Here is a 15,002-nt window from a genome sequence, read left to right on the forward strand (position 1 = left end):
CTTTCTTTCCTGACCGTTGTCGCAGGTCCTGATGGACCGCGAGCCCAGAACAGGAACAAGCTCCAGTTCCTGGGTGGTCACCAGTGCCGTGGAGGTGATGCCGGTGGGGCTCGAACAGGTCCGCCGTGACTGGACCCGGCTGGGTTCCACTGAGCCGCTGTGGGCGGTCTGCGTCGACCCGGACAAGCGCGACGGCGGGTGGAACGACGACGAGTTCCTCGCCTCGGGCCGCGCGGAGATCGACCCGGCCATCAGCCGCCTCGACGAACTCGGGCTGGCGCCCGAACGCGGCCGGGTCCTCGACTTCGGCTGCGGCGCCGGGCGGCTCTCCAACGCCCTGGCCGCCCACTTCGGTCAGGTCGTCGGCGTGGACATCTCGGCGCCCATGCTCGACGAGGCCCGTCGCCTGGACCGCTCCGGAGGCCGGATCGAGTTCGTCCTCAACGAGCGGCCCGACCTCTCCCGGTTCGAGGACGACTCCTTCGACCTGGTCTACACCGACCTCGTCCTCCAGCACCTGCCCACCGACCTGGCCGAGGGCTACCTCCGGGAGTTCGCCCGCGTGGTGCGGCCGGGCGGGGCCCTGGTGGTCGGCGTGCCCGAGTCCGAGCGGCGCACCTTCAAGGGCCTGGTGTTCCGGTACGTGCCCTGGCCCCTGGTGGCCCTGGCACAACGGGTGATCCTGCGCTACCCGGCGCCCATGAGGATGCACACCCTGAGCACCGAGCGGATCTCCCAGCTCCTCCCCCACCGGATCGCCGCCTCCGACGAGTACTGGGGCGGGGACCACTGGCGCCACCTGCGCCACTACGTCGAGGTCGGAGCATGACCGCGCCGTTCCGCGCCACCCTGGCCCGCTCCGTCCGGCTGTTCTCCGCGTTCCGCAGGGAACAGACCGATCCGGCGTTCTTCTACGGGATGCTCGCCCGCGACACCGTCGACCAGCTGCGCTCGTACACGCCACTCGACGGCAGGCTGGTCGTCGACGTCGGCGGCGGGCCGGGCTACTTCGCCGACGCCCTGCGCGCCGAGGGCGCCCGCTGCCTGTGCGTGGACTCGGACGCGCACGAGATGACGCTGCACGGGCGCGAGGCCGACGCCAACGCCGTGCAGGGCAGCGCGCTCGACCTGCCGCTGCGCACGAGGACCGTGGACGTGTGCTTCTCCTCCAACGTGCTGGAGCACGTGCCCGACCGGACGCGGATGGCGGACGAGATGGTGCGGGTCACCCGCCCGGGCGGGCTGGTGTACCTGTCGTACACGCTCTGGCTGTCGCCCTGGGGCGGCCACGAGACCTCGCCCTGGCACTACCTGGGCGGTTCCTACGCGGCCGAGCGGTTCACACGCAGGAACGGGCGACGGCCCAAGAACGACTTCGGGCGCACCATGTACGCGGCGCACGCCAAGGAGATGATCCGCTGGGTCCGGGGCCGCACCGACGTGGACGTCGTGGACCTGCGTCCGCGCTACCTGCCCACGTGGACGAAACCGATCGTCCACGTGCCGTTGCTGCGGGAGATCGTCACCTGGAACCTGCTGATCGTCCTGCGCAGGCGCTGATCGGTCTTCTCGCGGCGCCCAGCAGGGCCGCCCACTCCGCGTGCGGGAAGGCCAGCGACCCGAGCCCGCGGTTCTGGGTGTCGCGGACCAGGGCACGGGTGCGCTGGTCCGCGACCTCGACGCACTCCTTCGCGGTGGTGCTGTACGAGGACTTACGGAAGACGGGATCGTCAACGGCAAGGCGCATGAACGGGCCTTTCGCTGGGGGAAGGTACGCGGACTCAGGCGCATCCTGCCCGTGATCACCCTCCGAAATCAGAGGCGAACGTCCTGAGTGCCCGACCAGGCAAGGCCATCACACCCCAAAGCAGGTCAGACCCCAAAAAGGCCCCAGAACCCCCACCCCGAAACCCCTCACCCAGGGTGACCAACTACGCCCAATGAAGCCCCGACTCGCGCATCAGACAGGCTTCGTTCGCAGGGCTGCCGTCCCCACACGAGCCTTCACTGAGAATCAGTGACGGTTCCAACCCATAGTGGCCACACCCGGCCACCAGTGAGCCTTTACCCACCACGCCTTCTCATCCTTCCTGGAAGGCGCGGGAACGGGGTTTCGTCGAGGCTGTGCCCACCATTCGTCGAACTCCAAGAACCTCTGTAGTGTCTGCATGCATCCCCAACTCACCCAACGGAGTGCTGCATGCCCGGCGAAGTCGGAGTGAACCCCGTCACGGCGATGAACGAAGCAGAACAGGCGGAGGAACTGGCCATCAGAACAACTGCTGCGGCGCCACAGTTGGAGACCATCACTGACGAACTCAAGCCAGCGGTCTCCTCATATGTCGTCTCCGGCTTGTTCAGTTTCGAAATGAAGACGTTCGAGAACATGAGTCAGCTCGCACAGAATTCCGTCAACCTGGCCCAAGACGTCCAGGGAGCAGATCTGGGGATCGCAGTGACCGACCATGAGAGCTCTGAGGAGTTCCACGAAGGCGCCGAACTCCTCGACATCCCCATCAATTTCTGATCTCCGAACGGACATCACTCCCATGACCACAGACTCCGACTCGGGGATCGGTCTACCCGGCGACATCGACGCCGATGTCGAGGCGATCAGAACCGGAGCGGACGAGTTGGAGCAACTCCGCCTGACTCTGACTGGGCAAACCGAAGAGACCGACACCCAGTTCCGCAGTGCCGCGGGGGAGTTCACCGATCTACTCGCCTGGGACATCGGTGCCGCGGCCGCTGACGAACTCATCCTGTGGGAGGACACCGTCCAGGCCTTGGCCTACGGTGCCGCCACGCTGAGACAGTGGGCACAGGACGTCGAGAAGTATCGCAGTGAGCGTGCCTCCATCGAACGCAGATACGACGAAGCCAGAGCCATGACACCGGCGCACAAGACCGTGCCCATGGGTACGACGAATCAGCTTCGGGAGGAGCATCAGGGGCACTGGAACACACTGATGGAGCAAGCTGTCGAAGCCCGCGAATCCCTCTCGAACGGGCCATCAGCGGATGCCTTGGCCCGCATGGCCAGTTCGGGGTTCCTGACCGGCACTCAGCTCTCCTACTTCGGTGACAGCTACCCGGGCATGCTCCCCGACGGACTGCCTGATCAGGCGGATGATCCCGCCACGGTGAACACTTGGTGGAACTCCATGACCGAGGAGGAGCAGGAGGAGATGTTGGCGGCACACCCCGAACTCCTCCGAAGCCTTGACGGGATCCCCTCAGCAGTCCGCGACCAGCTCAATCGAGACCACTTGGACGACGAGATCGAGCGCATGGAGGAGGAGATCGCGGCCCTTGAACAGGAGAACGAGGATCGGCCGAGCAGCCCCGGCGCTCGCATCTCAACCGGCGCCACGAATTTCGAGATCGAAGAACTGAATGAGGACCTCGGCGTTCTTCGGGAGCTCAAGTCCGGGCTGCAAGCTCCCCCCGAGGGCTCCCTGTACCACGAGGAGAAGTTCCTCCTCGCCCTCGACACTGAGGGCCAAGGGCGTGCCATCGTCGCTCACGGTAATCCAGACACCGCCGACAACGTGGCCACCCATGTCCCCGGGACCACTGCGACCTGGCAGAAGATCGATGAACAGATGCCGCGTGGCGAACAACTCGCCCAGAACGCCTCTGACGTAGACGACGACGCCGATACCTCAGCGATCACCTGGATCGGGTACGACGCTCCGCAGAGCCTGGGCGCCGCTTCGTCGCACCACGCCACCAACGCCGCCGAGGAACTCAGCGGCTTCCAAGAGGGGCTGCGTGCCACCCACCAGAAAGGCTCACCCTCGCACAACACCGTCATCGGCCACAGTTACGGCAGCACCGTCATAGGCCACACCGCCCAGAGCGAGCACGGCCTGGACGCCGACAACTATGTATTCGTTGGCAGCCCAGGAGTCGGGGCCAGTCACTCCGATAAACTCGGCATACCCAGCGAGAACATCTATGCCACCCAGGCTGAGAATGACCGTATCGACAGGGCCACAGGCAAGAGTCACGACATCGATCCGACCTCGGAGGAGTTCGGAGCGACCGTCTTCGACGCGAAATCCGGGACCAAGGGGGAATCATTCCCCTTTGGGAAGGCGCACAGCGAGTACTTCAAGGAAGGAAACCACTCAGTCGTCAATATGGGGTACATCATCGCCGGGGTCGAACCTCCCGAAGGATGGAGTGCTCGGTGAACACAAGGAACCACATTCTTCTCCCTATCGCGGCACTTACCATGGCACTCGCCTCGTGCGCGACCGAAGCTGACAGGACAGGTGACACCATCGACCGCCATCAAGCCGAGGAGAGGGTCGAGGAACACCTCCAGAACTCGACCGGGGCCTTCGCGGAGGACATCACGCTGGAAAACGCGGGAGCGGTCAACACCCCGCCCTGCGACGACGCCAGATCCGGTGTGCCCGAAGGTCTCGTGCAAGTATCCAAGGGTTACAGGCTCCGTGACCTGCCCCATGAGGACAACGGGGAGAACGTCAGGGTCCTCATAGAGCACTGGGAAAGCAACGGGTACGCCGTCCGGGAGGACGCTCGGGGGGAGACGAACTTCGTCTCAGTCGAACACGAGGATGACGGCTTCGTGCTCTCGCTACGGGAGAGCGTCCAGGGCACCGTCACCCTGCGGGCCGCCTCTCCGTGCATCTGGCCCGAGGGCACACCCGACTGACCGGTGTCATCCCCTCTGACCTGTGCGGGGGCCGGGCACCATACCGCCCTCACCTCGGTCCAGCCGGGCCAGCGCCCGGCGCGGCGACCGCGCGTGCCTGCGTATCCCGGCGAAGGGGCACTCCTCGCGCTCCATCTCGATGGTGAGGTCCCGCGACGTACTGAGCCGGTCCAGTTCCTCCCAGGTCACCGGGGCCGCCACCGGGGCTCCCGGCTTGGGTCGGACCGAGTAGGGCACCACGGCGAGCTGACCGGTCCCGTTGCGCAGGTAGTCCACGAACATCCGTCCGTGCCGGGCCGCCTTGCGCACCCGGGTGGTCCACTCGTCGGGCGCCCGGGCCGCCACCCGGTCCGCGACCGCCTTGGCCAGCTTCCGGACCTCCATGTCGTCCACCTCGGGGCGCAGCGGGGAGTGGACGTGCAGCCCCCGGGAACCGGTGGTCATGACATAGGCGGCCAGACCGAGCTCGGACAGCACCTCGCGCACGTTCCACGCGGCGTCGCGGCAGGAGTCGAAGGACTCCTCCGAGCCGTCCAGGGGGTCGAGGTCGATGACCATCCGGTCGGGAACCCCCAGCCGGGGGGTGCGCGAGGACCACGAGTGCAGGGTGATGGCGTCCTGGTCCGCGCACCACACGAGGGTGGCCGCCTCGTGGCACTCCATCATCCTCCCGGACGCGGTCCAGAGGGTGCGGATCCACTTGGGGTGGGCCGGGTGCTGCACCAGGAAGCCCGGGGACTCGATCCCCTCGACGTACCGCTCCAGCGCCACGGGACGGCCCTTGACCAACGGAAGCATGAGCGGCGCGATCCGCGCGTAGTAGTCGGCCAGGTCGGCCTTGGTCGCCCCGCCGGGCCCGAAGAGCGACTTGTCGGAGTGGCGGACCTCCACCTTGCGTCGTCCCGCGCGCACCGTCGTTCGCATGAACGCTCCTCAGGGTCGTCGTGCGCGGGATCTACCCGAACACTTCCCCTGAAAACCACACCAAACCTTTCATATAGCGCAAACCACCTGGCACTTCTCCCCTCGGGGCGCCGACGGTGACGGGGTGAATCCGCCGAGTGCGGACCATCCCGCTCCCTGGAACCCCTGCCCCCCTGAGGAGTGCCGTATCAGACACGTTCGACCGGCCCTGGGGGCACTGCTCCGCTCCCTGGGGACGTCCGGCGAACTCCCCACGAGGACCCACGAGCTGGCCGCCCTCTACCGGCAGGAGCTGAGGAACGCCGCCGACGCCCGGGGCGGCCCGGTCCTGGTGGGCGGTCGCGACCCGGAGTTGAGGCTCCTCATCGGGGCGCTCCTCGACCAGTGTCTCGCGGACTGACTGGGAAAGCCGACGCCCGGCCGGAGTCTCCTCCGGCCGGGCGTCGGCTCGAATCAGCGAAGCGCGGTTACTTGCGCTTGTTGATCTCCTCGGTCAGCTGCGGGGCGACCGTGTGCAGGTCACCCACGACACCGAAGTCGGCGAGCTCGAAGATCGGCGCCTCGGGGTCCTTGTTGACCGCGACGATGTTCTTCGAGGTCTGCATGCCCGCCCGGTGCTGGATCGCGCCGGAGATGCCCAGGGCGACGTACAGGTTCGGGCTGACCGTCTTACCGGTCTGACCGACCTGGAACTGGTTCGGGTACCAGCCGGAGTCGACGACGGCGCGCGAGGCACCGACGGCGGCACCGAGGGAGTCGGCCAGGTTCTCCACGACACTGAAGTCGTCCGAACCCACACCGCGACCACCGGAGACCACGATGGCGGCCTCGGTGAGCTCGGGGCGCGCGCCCTTCTCCTGGGCGACGCGCTCGACCACCCTGGCGGTCTTGGCGGCGTCGGAGATCTCGACCGCCACGGCCTCCTCGGCGGCGGCGCCGGCGGCGGCCTCCGGCACGACGGAGTTCGGGCGGACCGCGACGACCGGGACACCGGTGGTGACGCGGGCGTGCGTGACGGTGGCGCCACCGAAGACGCTGTGCTCGGTGACGACCTCCGCGTTGACGTCCACGACGTCGGTGAGCACGCCCGAGCCCAGCTTCACGGCGGTGCGACCGGCGATCTCCTTGTTCTCGGCGGTGGCCGAGACGAGGATGGCGGCGGCGCCCTTCTCCTGCGCGAGCTTGGCGAGCAGCTCGGCCTTGGGCGCGACGACGTAGTCGTTCACCTCGGCCGGAGCCACGTAGACCTTCTCGGCGCCGAACTCGGCCAGCGCGGCCCGGCCCGACTCCACACCGTCTCCGACCCACACCGCGGCGGGCTCGCCGATGCGGCGCGCAGCGGTCAGCAGCTCGGTGGTGACCTTCTTGACCTGTCCGTCGACGTGGTCGACGAGGACGAGGACCTCAGCCATAATCCTTGAACCTTCCTGAGTCTCTCGCCTGACCTACACGAACTTCTTCTCGGCGAGGAAGTCGGCGGCCTTGGTACCGCCGTCGCCCTCGTCCTTGACGATCGTGCCCGCGGCGCGCGGCGGCGCGGCGGCGAAGTCGACGGTCTCGGTGGTGGCGTTGGCCAGACCGACCCTGCCGGTGTCGATGCCCGCGTCGGCCGCGGACTTCTTGTCGACCGGCTTCTTCTTCGCCTGCATGATCAGCTTGAAGGACGGGTAGCGGGGCTCGTTGATCTTCTCCACGACGGAGACGACCGCCGGGAGCTGAGCCTCGACGACGTCGTAGCCGTAGTCGGTCTGACGCTGGATCCTGATCGCGCCGCCGTCGACGTCGACCTTGCCCGCCAGCGTGAGCTGGGGCAGGCCGAGGTACTCGGCGAGCGCGGCACCGACGACACCGGTGCGGGCGTCGGTGGACTCCGAGCCGAGGACGACGAGGTCGAACTCAAGGGTGCCCAGGGCCTGCGCGAGCGCGTAGGCGGTCTGGATCGCGTCGGAGCCGTGCAGCGCCTCGTCGTTGACGAAGACGGCCTTGTCGGCACCCATGGACAGGGCCTTGCGGATCGAGTCCGTGGCCTGGTCCGGGCCCATCGTCAGGATGGTGACCTCGCCACCGTGCTTCTCCTTGAGGAGGAGCGCCTCTTCGATGGCGTACTCGTCGAGCTCGTTGATGACGCCGTCGGACGCTGCGCGGTCCAGCGTCCTGTCATCGGCGTTGAGCTTCCGTTCGGTCGCCGTGTCCGGGACCTGCTTGACCAAAACGACAATATTCATGGCCGGTGGCCGACCTCCCTGCACTCCCATATCCGCCGTCAGGCGGGTGGGCGCTGGCGCGCCCCGATACTGCCAACAATGCCGAATGCCGTTCGGTCATCCGACGGCGGGTCCGGTGTACACGTCTACATCCGACCCGCGTGTGCTCATAGCAGAGATGTTACTCGCTAGTAGCTTGAAGGCCAACCCGCGCCCCCACAATCGACTTAGGAAACCCTAACCAGAGCCCGGACGACAGCCGCCGTCGGGCCCACCGGACGGCGGTCACCAGTGCCGACCCCGGCGGGGCGCGGAACCCCCACACCCACCTTAGTGACCGGTTCCGCGCCGTTGACGGGCACACCGCCGCCGAACGACGGACGCTCCCCCTCCCGGCGGGGAGAAGGAGCGTCCTCGGTGTGCTTCCTCGTCTAGCTGAACCAGTCGGAGGGACCGGTGAGCGGCCCGGTGGTCCAGATCGGGGCCGAGCTCAGCCCGACGGAGAGGATGAACATGGTGATGAGCACGATGGCCACCACCACGCCCACGTAGACGTACAGGTTGCTGAACCGGGCCCGCTCGACCAGCCAGACCGCCTGGTGACGAGCCTCACGCCCGCTGGGCATGATGTAGCTCAGCAGGATCATGACGAAGACCGCGAAGGCGCCCGTGTAGTTGGCGCCCTCCCCCGGCACGTCCATGATCCTCGCGTAGACCATCCCGACGAGGATGCCGCCCAGCAGGTAGATCAGGCCGAACCCGACCGTGCGCAGCGCCATGCGCCCGAACGCCCACGGGAAGCTCAGCGCCACCACCATGCTGTCGGAGCTGCGCGGCCCGCGCGTCTGGAGGCGTCGGGCGTGCTCGGACTTGACCACGTCCAGCGCTCCCAGGCCCGCGATGACCACGATGCCCAGGATGATGCCGATCCACGGGAACCACAGCGCCACACCCGCCAGCGCGACCATGACCGGGATGAGCACCAGCGGGTGCATCCGCCAGGACTCGTCGTAGTACTCGTCGTCCTCGTGCTCGTCGTACTCGTCGCCCTGGCCGTCGCCCCGGAAGTAGTCCCCGAACCGGTCGCCGCGACCGCGACGGAAGCGCCCGAGCAGGCCGCCGCGCTCCTCGAACTCCCCCTCCTCGAACTCCTGCGTGCTGTTGGCCCGGCCCTGCTGGCCGACCGGCGTCAGGATGTCCTGGAAGGCGTTCGGGTCCAGCGGGGAGTTGAAGAACTGGGTCTGCGGGGCCCCGTCCGAGTCGACCCGCCGGGGGGCCTCGTGGGGGGAGACCTCCCCCTGCTGTCCCATCATCATGGTCCCGGCGGGGTCGTCCCCGCGCGCCAGCTGCCCCGGCTCGAAGCGCTGGGTGCCGTGCACGTCGTCCCTGCGGCCCAGTTCACCCGGGTCGAAGCGCTGGGTGCCCTGCATGTCGTTCTGGCCGGGCCGGATGCGCTCCGTCCCCTGCGGGTCGTGGAGGTCGTCGGAGGAGCCCGGGGTGATCCGCTCGGTACCGGCCAGGTGGGACGAGAGGTCGTCGGTGGCCTCGTCCGGTTCACCCCAGGCCGTCGCGGCGCGGCCGCCGCTGAGGTCGTCCGTGGCCTCCGCGTCGGAGCCCCAGCCGGCGGAACGCGCGCCGTTCAGGTCGTTGGTGGCCTCGTCGTCCGCGCCCCAGCCCGACCCCGGGGCGGGCCGACCGCCGCTGAGGTCGTCCGTGGCGTCCTCGTCGGCGGTCCAGCCACCCGACCGCGCGTGGCTGGTCTGCGGCGCCGAGGGGCTGGCCCAGGCGCTGGCGGTGTTGGTGGGGTTGCCGCCGCTCGTGTGCGCGGGCCCCCAGCCGTCGGTGGCCCGGCCCGCGACGTACCCGGCGGCACCGCCGAGCGCCGCGCCCGCGGCACCGGCCGCCGCCGCTCCGCCGAACCCCCCGCCGCCGTGGCCGCCCGAGGCGGCCGGGTTCTGGGTGGGAGCGGGGGCGTGCACGGTGTGTCCGCCGGTCTGTCCGGCGTGCGGCATGCCGCCGGTCGGCTCGGTCCAGGGCAGGTCGAGGTTGAGGCGCCCCGTCTCGGCCACCAGTTCGGCGGCGGTGGGACGCGCCGACATGTCCCGGGAGACCGCGCGGTTGACGAGCGGGCGCAGCGCCTCGTGCATCCCGTCCATGTCGATCTCGCCGTTGAGGATGCGGAAGAAGATGACCTCGAACGAACCGGCACCGTAGGGCGGACGGCCGGTCGAGGCGAAGGCGACGGTGCCGCCCCAGGCGTGCACGTCGGTGGCGGGGCCCAGGTCGGTGCCCTCGATGACCTCCGGGGACAGGTAGCTGGGCGTGCCGACGAACGTGCCGGTCTGGGTCAGCTTGGCACCGTCCACGGCGTGCGCGATGCCGAAGTCGATCACGATCGGCTCGCCGTTGGAGATGATCACGTTGCCGGGCTTGAGGTCGCGGTGGATCACGTCCACCGCGTGGATGTCCTTGATCGCCCGGGCCATGCCGGTGACGAAGCGGGTCAGAGCGCGGCCGCGCAGGGGGCCGTGGTCGGTGACGGTGGCGTCCAGGGTGGGCCCGGGGATGTACTCGGTGACGACCCAGGGCAGCTCGGCCTGGGTGTCCGCGTCGATGACCTCGGCCACGTTGGGGCTCTGCACACGGCGCATCGTCTCGACCTCGCGGGCGAGCCGGGCGCGTGCGATGTGGTCACCGGCGACCTCGGGCTTGAGGACCTTCACCGCGACGAACTGGTCGGTCCGGGGGTCCTCGGCCTGGTACACCACGCCCATCCCGCCGGCGCCGATGCGGCGGCGGATGACGTAGTGGCCGATGCGCTCCGGCAGCTCTTCACCCGTGGGGAAACCTGCCGACATTGCCATCGAGAACTCATCCCCTCAAAAGACCACATACCACCACGTCCAGCATATCGGCCGGGGGGATGGGTCACCATTGGCTTGTGTGGCCCCTCCGAGGGGCCCTGCGGTCTGTTCGGTCCCGCCGGAGGGTGTGGGCGCCACATGCGCCACCGCGGACTCCGGGCGAACCGTCCGTCCTCGGACGACCATTGACGAGTATGACGGAAAAACCACGCGTGCGGTTCCCCGCGCCCCCACCCGGCTGGCCGGTTCCGGACGTCTTCCCAGGGTCCCGCGTCGCCAGTCGACGCGACGAGGGTTCGAAGTGACGACAAGGTGATGCGAACCGGGCGCGTGTCCGAGCCGGGACGCCGGGACGGACGCCCCGACACTACCCGCCTCGGACCGCACGGACGCCCCCAGGCCACCGGGGTGGCCTGGGGTGCCGGTCACAGCCGGGGCTCAGCGGCCGACGAAGGTGGCCTTGCCGGGCCCCTCCTCGACGAAGCTCCGCATCCCGGCCTTCTGGTCCTCGGTGGAGAACAGACCCGAGAAGTGCAGCCGCTCGATCTCCAGACCGGTGTCCAGGTCGGTCTCCAGCCCCCGGTCGATCGTCTCCTTCGCGGCGGCCAGCGCCACGGCGGGACCGTCCACGTACTTCGCGACCAGTGCGACCGCGGCCGTGTAGACCTCCTCGTCGGGCACGACCCGGTCCACGAGGCCGATCTCCCGCGCCTCCTCGGCCCGCACGTGACGACCGCTGAACACCAGGTCCTTGGCGCGGGCGGGACCGATCAGGCGCGGCAGGCGCTGGGTGCCGCCCGCGCCCGGGATGACGCCCAGCTGGATCTCGGGCTGGCCGAGCCTGGCCTTGGCGCCCGCCACCCGGAAGTCGGCGCACAGCGCCAGCTCGCAGCCGCCGCCCAGCGCGTATCCGCTGATCGCCGCGACCACGGGCTTGGGAATGCGGGCCACCGCCGTCAGGGCGTTCTGGAGGGCACGCGAGTACTCCAGCATCTCCGCGTGGGTGAGGTCGGCCATCTCCTTGATGTCGGCTCCGGCCACGAACGCCCGCTCGCCGCCGTAGAGCACCACCGCGCGCACGGAGGGGTCCGCGGAGACGGTGGCGGCCGCCTCCGCGATCTCCCGGGTGACCGTGCCGTTCAACGCGTTCAGCGCCTTGGGACGGTCGATCCGGATGACGGCCACACCGGGGTTCTCCGGATCGGCCTCGACGCGCACGAACTCGCTCACGTTCTCCACCTTCTTCGCTTCGACGTCAGTGTCCGCTGCTTACCTAACCACCCGGGTCAGCGGAAGAGCAGCACCAGGGTCCCCAGGCGGGCCGACACGGCGTAGGCGGTCACCAGCAGCAGTGCGGTACCCACCAGCAGGAGGGTGTCGGCCGCCCGCCAGCGGCTGTACCGCGCGTGGGTGCGGGGCCCGGTGCCGAAGGCCCGCGCGTCCATCGCGGTGGCCAGCAGCGTCCCGGTCCGGATGGACCGCACCAGCAGTGCGAACAGCCGACCGAAGAACAGCGAGACGATCCGCAGGGGGTTGCTCCCGGCCTCCAGCCCCCGTGCCCGGCGGGCCAGGGTGATGGTCCGCCACTGGTCGGCGAGCAGCGGGATGAGTCGCAGCGCCGCGAGCACGCCCATGGCGGGGCGCTCCGGCACGCGAAGCCGCTGCACGAGGCCGTCGGACATCTCCGTGGGGTCACTGCTGATCGCGGCGAGCAGCCCGGGCAGCGCGATCGCCAACAGGCGCACCGCCGCGCCCACGGCGCCCTCCAGACCGTGCTCGCCGTACAGGTAGTTGACCGCGCCGCTGCTGAGCCCCATGAGCAGGAAGGGCCCGCCCAGGACCAGCAGGGTGCGCCGGTCCACCCCGCTGAACGGCACCGTGACCAGTACCGCGAGCAGGACGAGTCCGCCGGTGACGGCGTCCACCGCCGGGATCAGCCCGATGCCGATCAGCAGCGCGGCCAGCAGCTTGGCGGCCGGGTTCAGGCCGGTCAGCCAGTACCGGGCGCCGCCGCCCTCGGGCACATCCAAGGTGAGGGTGTCCCCGCCCATGGCGCGGGGCACGTCCGGGCCGTTCGTGTGCCGGGAACTCACGCCTCCCCCTCTCGTGACGTCGCGGACCGGGCCGCCCCGACGGGTGCCGCGCGTCCCTCCGCGACCCGTACTTCCACGTCCGTCAGGCGGCGCAGCAGGAGTTCGTCGTGGGTGGCCATGACCACGGCCCGTCCCTCGGAGCGCAGGGCGCCGAGGAGCTCCACCAGCTCCGTCCAGGTACGGGTGTCCTGGCCGAAGGTGGGCTCGTCCAGCACCAGCAGGTCCGGGGCGTGCGAGGGGCCGGAGCTGAGCGCGGTCGCCACCGAGAGGCGCCGCTTCTCGCCGCCGGAGAGCGTGTACGGGTGCACCCCGGCCAGCCGGGCCAGTCGCAACCGCTCCATCAGCTCGCCCACCCAGGCGTCGGTCTCGGCCGCGCCCATCCCCGCGCGCAGCGGCGCGAAGCGGAGTTCGTCGCGGACCGTGGCGGTGACGAACTGGTCCTCCGCGTGCTGGAACACCGTGCCCACGTGGCGGGCGAGGCGGCGTGCGGGCCAGCGCACGAGCGGGCGCCGGTCGGTTCCGGCCAGCGGACCGCGCGGCAGCACCTCGCCCCGGTGCGGACGCGAGAGCCCGGCCAGCATGGTGAGGAGCGTGGACTTGCCCGCGCCGTTGGGGCCGGTGAGTGCGGTGGCGGTTCCGGCGGACAGCATGACGTTCACGTCGTCGAGCACCGTCCGCCGGGGGGCGGCGCGCACGCCCACCTGGAAGGGGGTGCGGGCGCTGACGCCGACGGTCTCCACCAGGGGCACGCCGCCGGGAGCGGGCGTGAGCTCGGGGACGGGTTCGTTCCCGGGGATCCACACGCCCTGGTCGGCCAGCGAACGGCCGTGTTCCGCGAACACCCGCGCCGGGGCGCCGTCCGCGATCACTCCCCCGCCGGGTTCGACCACCACGACCCGGTCCACCAGGTCGACGACGTCGGCCACCCGGTGCTCGACCAGCACGAGGGTGGCCTCGGTCTCCGCGAGCAGGCGGGAGAGCAGGTCGCGCACGAGCACGGCCCCGGCCGGGTCGAGGTTGGCGGTGGGTTCGTCCAGGAGCAGCAGACGCGGCCGCATGGCCAGCGCACCGGCGATGACCAGGCGCTGCTTCTCACCTCCGGAGAGGGCGCCCGTGGAGTGCCGGAGGCCGTAGGGGAAGCCGACCTCCGTCAGGGAGCGCTCGACCCGGGGCCAGATGTCCTCGGGGTCCACCCCCAGGTTCTCCAACCCGAAGGCGACGTCGTCCCCGGCCCGGGCCATCACGAGCTGGGTCTCGGGGTCCTGGCTGACCAGTCCGACCCCGCCGCGGCCCCGGTCGGCGGGGGCGCCGTCCACCAGCAGCGAGCCCTCGTGCTCCCCGCTGATGGCGCCGTCCTCGCCGGTGAGCCCGGCCAGGGAGTGCAGCAGGGTGGACTTCCCCGCGCCCGAGGCCCCGAGCAGCAGGACCCGCTCCCCCGGTTCGACGGTCAGGTCCACTCCGCGCAGGGCGTGGGTGTCACGGCCGGAGTGCTTCCATCCCCAGCCGGAGAGTTCGACGCGAGCCCCGCGCGCGTTCGGTCGTGTCACGGGTCAGCCCCTGGCCGAGGGGAAGGGGGCCAGCGCGCCGGACCTGGCCAGCGCCGTGGTGAGCAGGCGCGCGCCCACGCCCGCGATGACGGCCGCGCTGAGGACCACGATCACGCCGTAGGTGAGCTGGTACTCAAGGGGCCAGGTGACGTTGTAGGCGATGTTGTCGCGGATGGCCGGGGAGAGCCCGGCCACGGCGGCCGCGAGCACGGCCACGCCCATGTTCCAGCGCCGGTAGGCGAAGGCGAGGAAGACCAGTTCGGGCAGCAACCCCTGGAGGGTGCCGTCGACGACGACCATGACCCCCCACTGGGTGCCCAGCACGGCCGAGACGGAGGCCGCGGCGATCGAGGTGAGCAGGGCCGCGCCGGGCTTGCGGATGATGAGCCCGCCGAGCACGCCGGAGATCAGCCACATGCCGTAGACGACGGCCTGCCCGGGCGGGAACGCCACGAACAGCGGTGTGGTGACCGACCAGACGATGTTCCACAGCCAGAAGACGACGCCGACCGCGACGCCGATCACGGCGGCCACGACGATGTCGACGGTGCGCCAGCTCCGGGCCTTGGCGAGGATCTCCTGGACGCGGCCCACGGGCTCCGCGGTGGTTCCGGTGCCGGTCCCGCGGTTCTCGGTACTCATGCTGGTTGATGTCCCTTCGTCGGGGTGACGAGGGCCCATGT

At 69.8% G+C, this 15,002-nt stretch carries 15 protein-coding genes; 6 read left to right on the forward strand and 9 right to left on the reverse strand.

Features of this window, described 5'->3' with window-relative positions; all coding sequences use genetic code 11:
* The first annotated feature begins 73 nt into the window (after positions 1-73).
* Together ACFW3L_RS15480 and ACFW3L_RS15485 are read left to right on the forward strand one after the other, a co-directional pair.
* Positions 74-829 (forward strand): class I SAM-dependent methyltransferase, encoded by a 756-nt coding sequence (locus tag ACFW3L_RS15480; protein ID WP_378740751.1) that lies wholly within the window; start codon positions 74-76, stop codon positions 827-829.
* The gene (locus ACFW3L_RS15485) at positions 826-1,560 is read left to right on the forward strand and encodes a class I SAM-dependent methyltransferase (RefSeq protein ID WP_378740753.1); all 735 of its coding nucleotides are present in this window, start codon (positions 826-828) and stop codon (positions 1,558-1,560) included. Before ACFW3L_RS15480 ends, ACFW3L_RS15485 begins: the two co-directional genes overlap by 4 nt.
* Here the strand turns inward: ACFW3L_RS15485 and ACFW3L_RS15490 are convergent.
* Positions 1,523-1,747, reverse strand: coding sequence for a DUF397 domain-containing protein (locus ACFW3L_RS15490; RefSeq protein ID WP_378740755.1), 225 nt, complete (start codon positions 1,745-1,747; stop codon positions 1,523-1,525). The two genes, ACFW3L_RS15485 and ACFW3L_RS15490, sit on opposite strands and share 38 nt — an antisense overlap.
* 453 nt (positions 1,748-2,200) lie before the next feature.
* On the opposite strand from ACFW3L_RS15490, the gene ACFW3L_RS15495 reads away from it, so the two are divergent.
* The 3 genes from ACFW3L_RS15495 to ACFW3L_RS15505 are packed head-to-tail and all read left to right on the forward strand — an operon-like array spanning position 2,201 to position 4,687.
* Positions 2,201-2,527: a hypothetical protein gene (locus ACFW3L_RS15495; protein WP_378740757.1), complete on the forward strand. Its 327-nt coding sequence runs from the start codon at positions 2,201-2,203 to the stop codon at positions 2,525-2,527.
* Positions 2,528-2,549: 22 nt separating this feature from the next.
* On the forward strand, positions 2,550-4,199 hold the full coding sequence (locus ACFW3L_RS15500; RefSeq protein WP_378740760.1) for an alpha/beta hydrolase: 1,650 nt from the start codon (positions 2,550-2,552) through the stop codon (positions 4,197-4,199).
* The gene (locus tag ACFW3L_RS15505; protein WP_378740762.1) at positions 4,196-4,687 is read left to right on the forward strand and encodes a hypothetical protein; all 492 of its coding nucleotides are present in this window, start codon (positions 4,196-4,198) and stop codon (positions 4,685-4,687) included. Before ACFW3L_RS15500 ends, ACFW3L_RS15505 begins: the two co-directional genes overlap by 4 nt.
* Before the next feature lie 6 nt (positions 4,688-4,693).
* Here the strand turns inward: ACFW3L_RS15505 and ligD are convergent, their stop codons facing one another.
* Positions 4,694-5,611 carry a non-homologous end-joining DNA ligase gene (gene ligD, locus ACFW3L_RS15510; RefSeq protein ID WP_378740764.1) on the reverse strand — a complete coding sequence of 306 codons (918 nt, stop codon included), beginning with the start codon at positions 5,609-5,611 and terminating at the stop codon, positions 4,694-4,696.
* A 124-nt stretch (positions 5,612-5,735) separates the two neighbouring features.
* On the opposite strand from ligD, the gene ACFW3L_RS15515 reads away from it, so the two are divergent.
* The gene (locus ACFW3L_RS15515) at positions 5,736-6,011 is read left to right on the forward strand and encodes a hypothetical protein (protein ID WP_378740766.1); all 276 of its coding nucleotides are present in this window, start codon (positions 5,736-5,738) and stop codon (positions 6,009-6,011) included.
* Between the two features lie 67 nt (positions 6,012-6,078).
* Here the strand turns inward: ACFW3L_RS15515 and ACFW3L_RS15520 are convergent, their stop codons facing one another.
* From ACFW3L_RS15520 to ACFW3L_RS15550, 7 genes are all read right to left on the reverse strand, one after another.
* A complete protein-coding gene (locus ACFW3L_RS15520; protein WP_378740768.1) occupies positions 6,079-7,023 on the reverse strand; it encodes an electron transfer flavoprotein subunit alpha/FixB family protein in 945 nt (314 codons plus the stop codon).
* A 33-nt stretch (positions 7,024-7,056) separates the two neighbouring features.
* On the reverse strand, positions 7,057-7,836 hold the full coding sequence (locus tag ACFW3L_RS15525; RefSeq protein WP_378740771.1) for an electron transfer flavoprotein subunit beta/FixA family protein: 780 nt from the start codon (positions 7,834-7,836) through the stop codon (positions 7,057-7,059).
* 410 nt (positions 7,837-8,246) lie between these two features.
* A complete protein-coding gene (locus ACFW3L_RS15530; RefSeq protein WP_378740774.1) occupies positions 8,247-10,679 on the reverse strand; it encodes a protein kinase in 2,433 nt (810 codons plus the stop codon).
* A 438-nt stretch (positions 10,680-11,117) separates the two neighbouring features.
* Positions 11,118-11,909 carry an enoyl-CoA hydratase/isomerase family protein gene (locus ACFW3L_RS15535; protein WP_378740776.1) on the reverse strand — a complete coding sequence of 264 codons (792 nt, stop codon included), beginning with the start codon at positions 11,907-11,909 and terminating at the stop codon, positions 11,118-11,120.
* Positions 11,910-11,965: 56 nt separating this feature from the next.
* Positions 11,966-12,730, reverse strand: coding sequence for an energy-coupling factor transporter transmembrane component T family protein (locus ACFW3L_RS15540; RefSeq protein ID WP_378741037.1), 765 nt, complete (start codon positions 12,728-12,730; stop codon positions 11,966-11,968).
* Between the two features lie 38 nt (positions 12,731-12,768).
* On the reverse strand, positions 12,769-14,319 hold the full coding sequence (locus ACFW3L_RS15545; protein ID WP_378740778.1) for an ABC transporter ATP-binding protein: 1,551 nt from the start codon (positions 14,317-14,319) through the stop codon (positions 12,769-12,771).
* Between the two features lie 3 nt (positions 14,320-14,322).
* Positions 14,323-14,961, reverse strand: a complete 639-nt coding sequence (locus tag ACFW3L_RS15550) for an ECF transporter S component (protein ID WP_378740780.1) — start codon at positions 14,959-14,961, stop codon at positions 14,323-14,325.
* Positions 14,962-15,002: the final 41 nt, after the last annotated feature.

Source organism: Nocardiopsis sp. NPDC058789 (assembly GCF_042745575.1).
Lineage (GTDB): Bacteria > Actinomycetota > Actinomycetes > Streptosporangiales > Streptosporangiaceae > Nocardiopsis > Nocardiopsis eucommiae.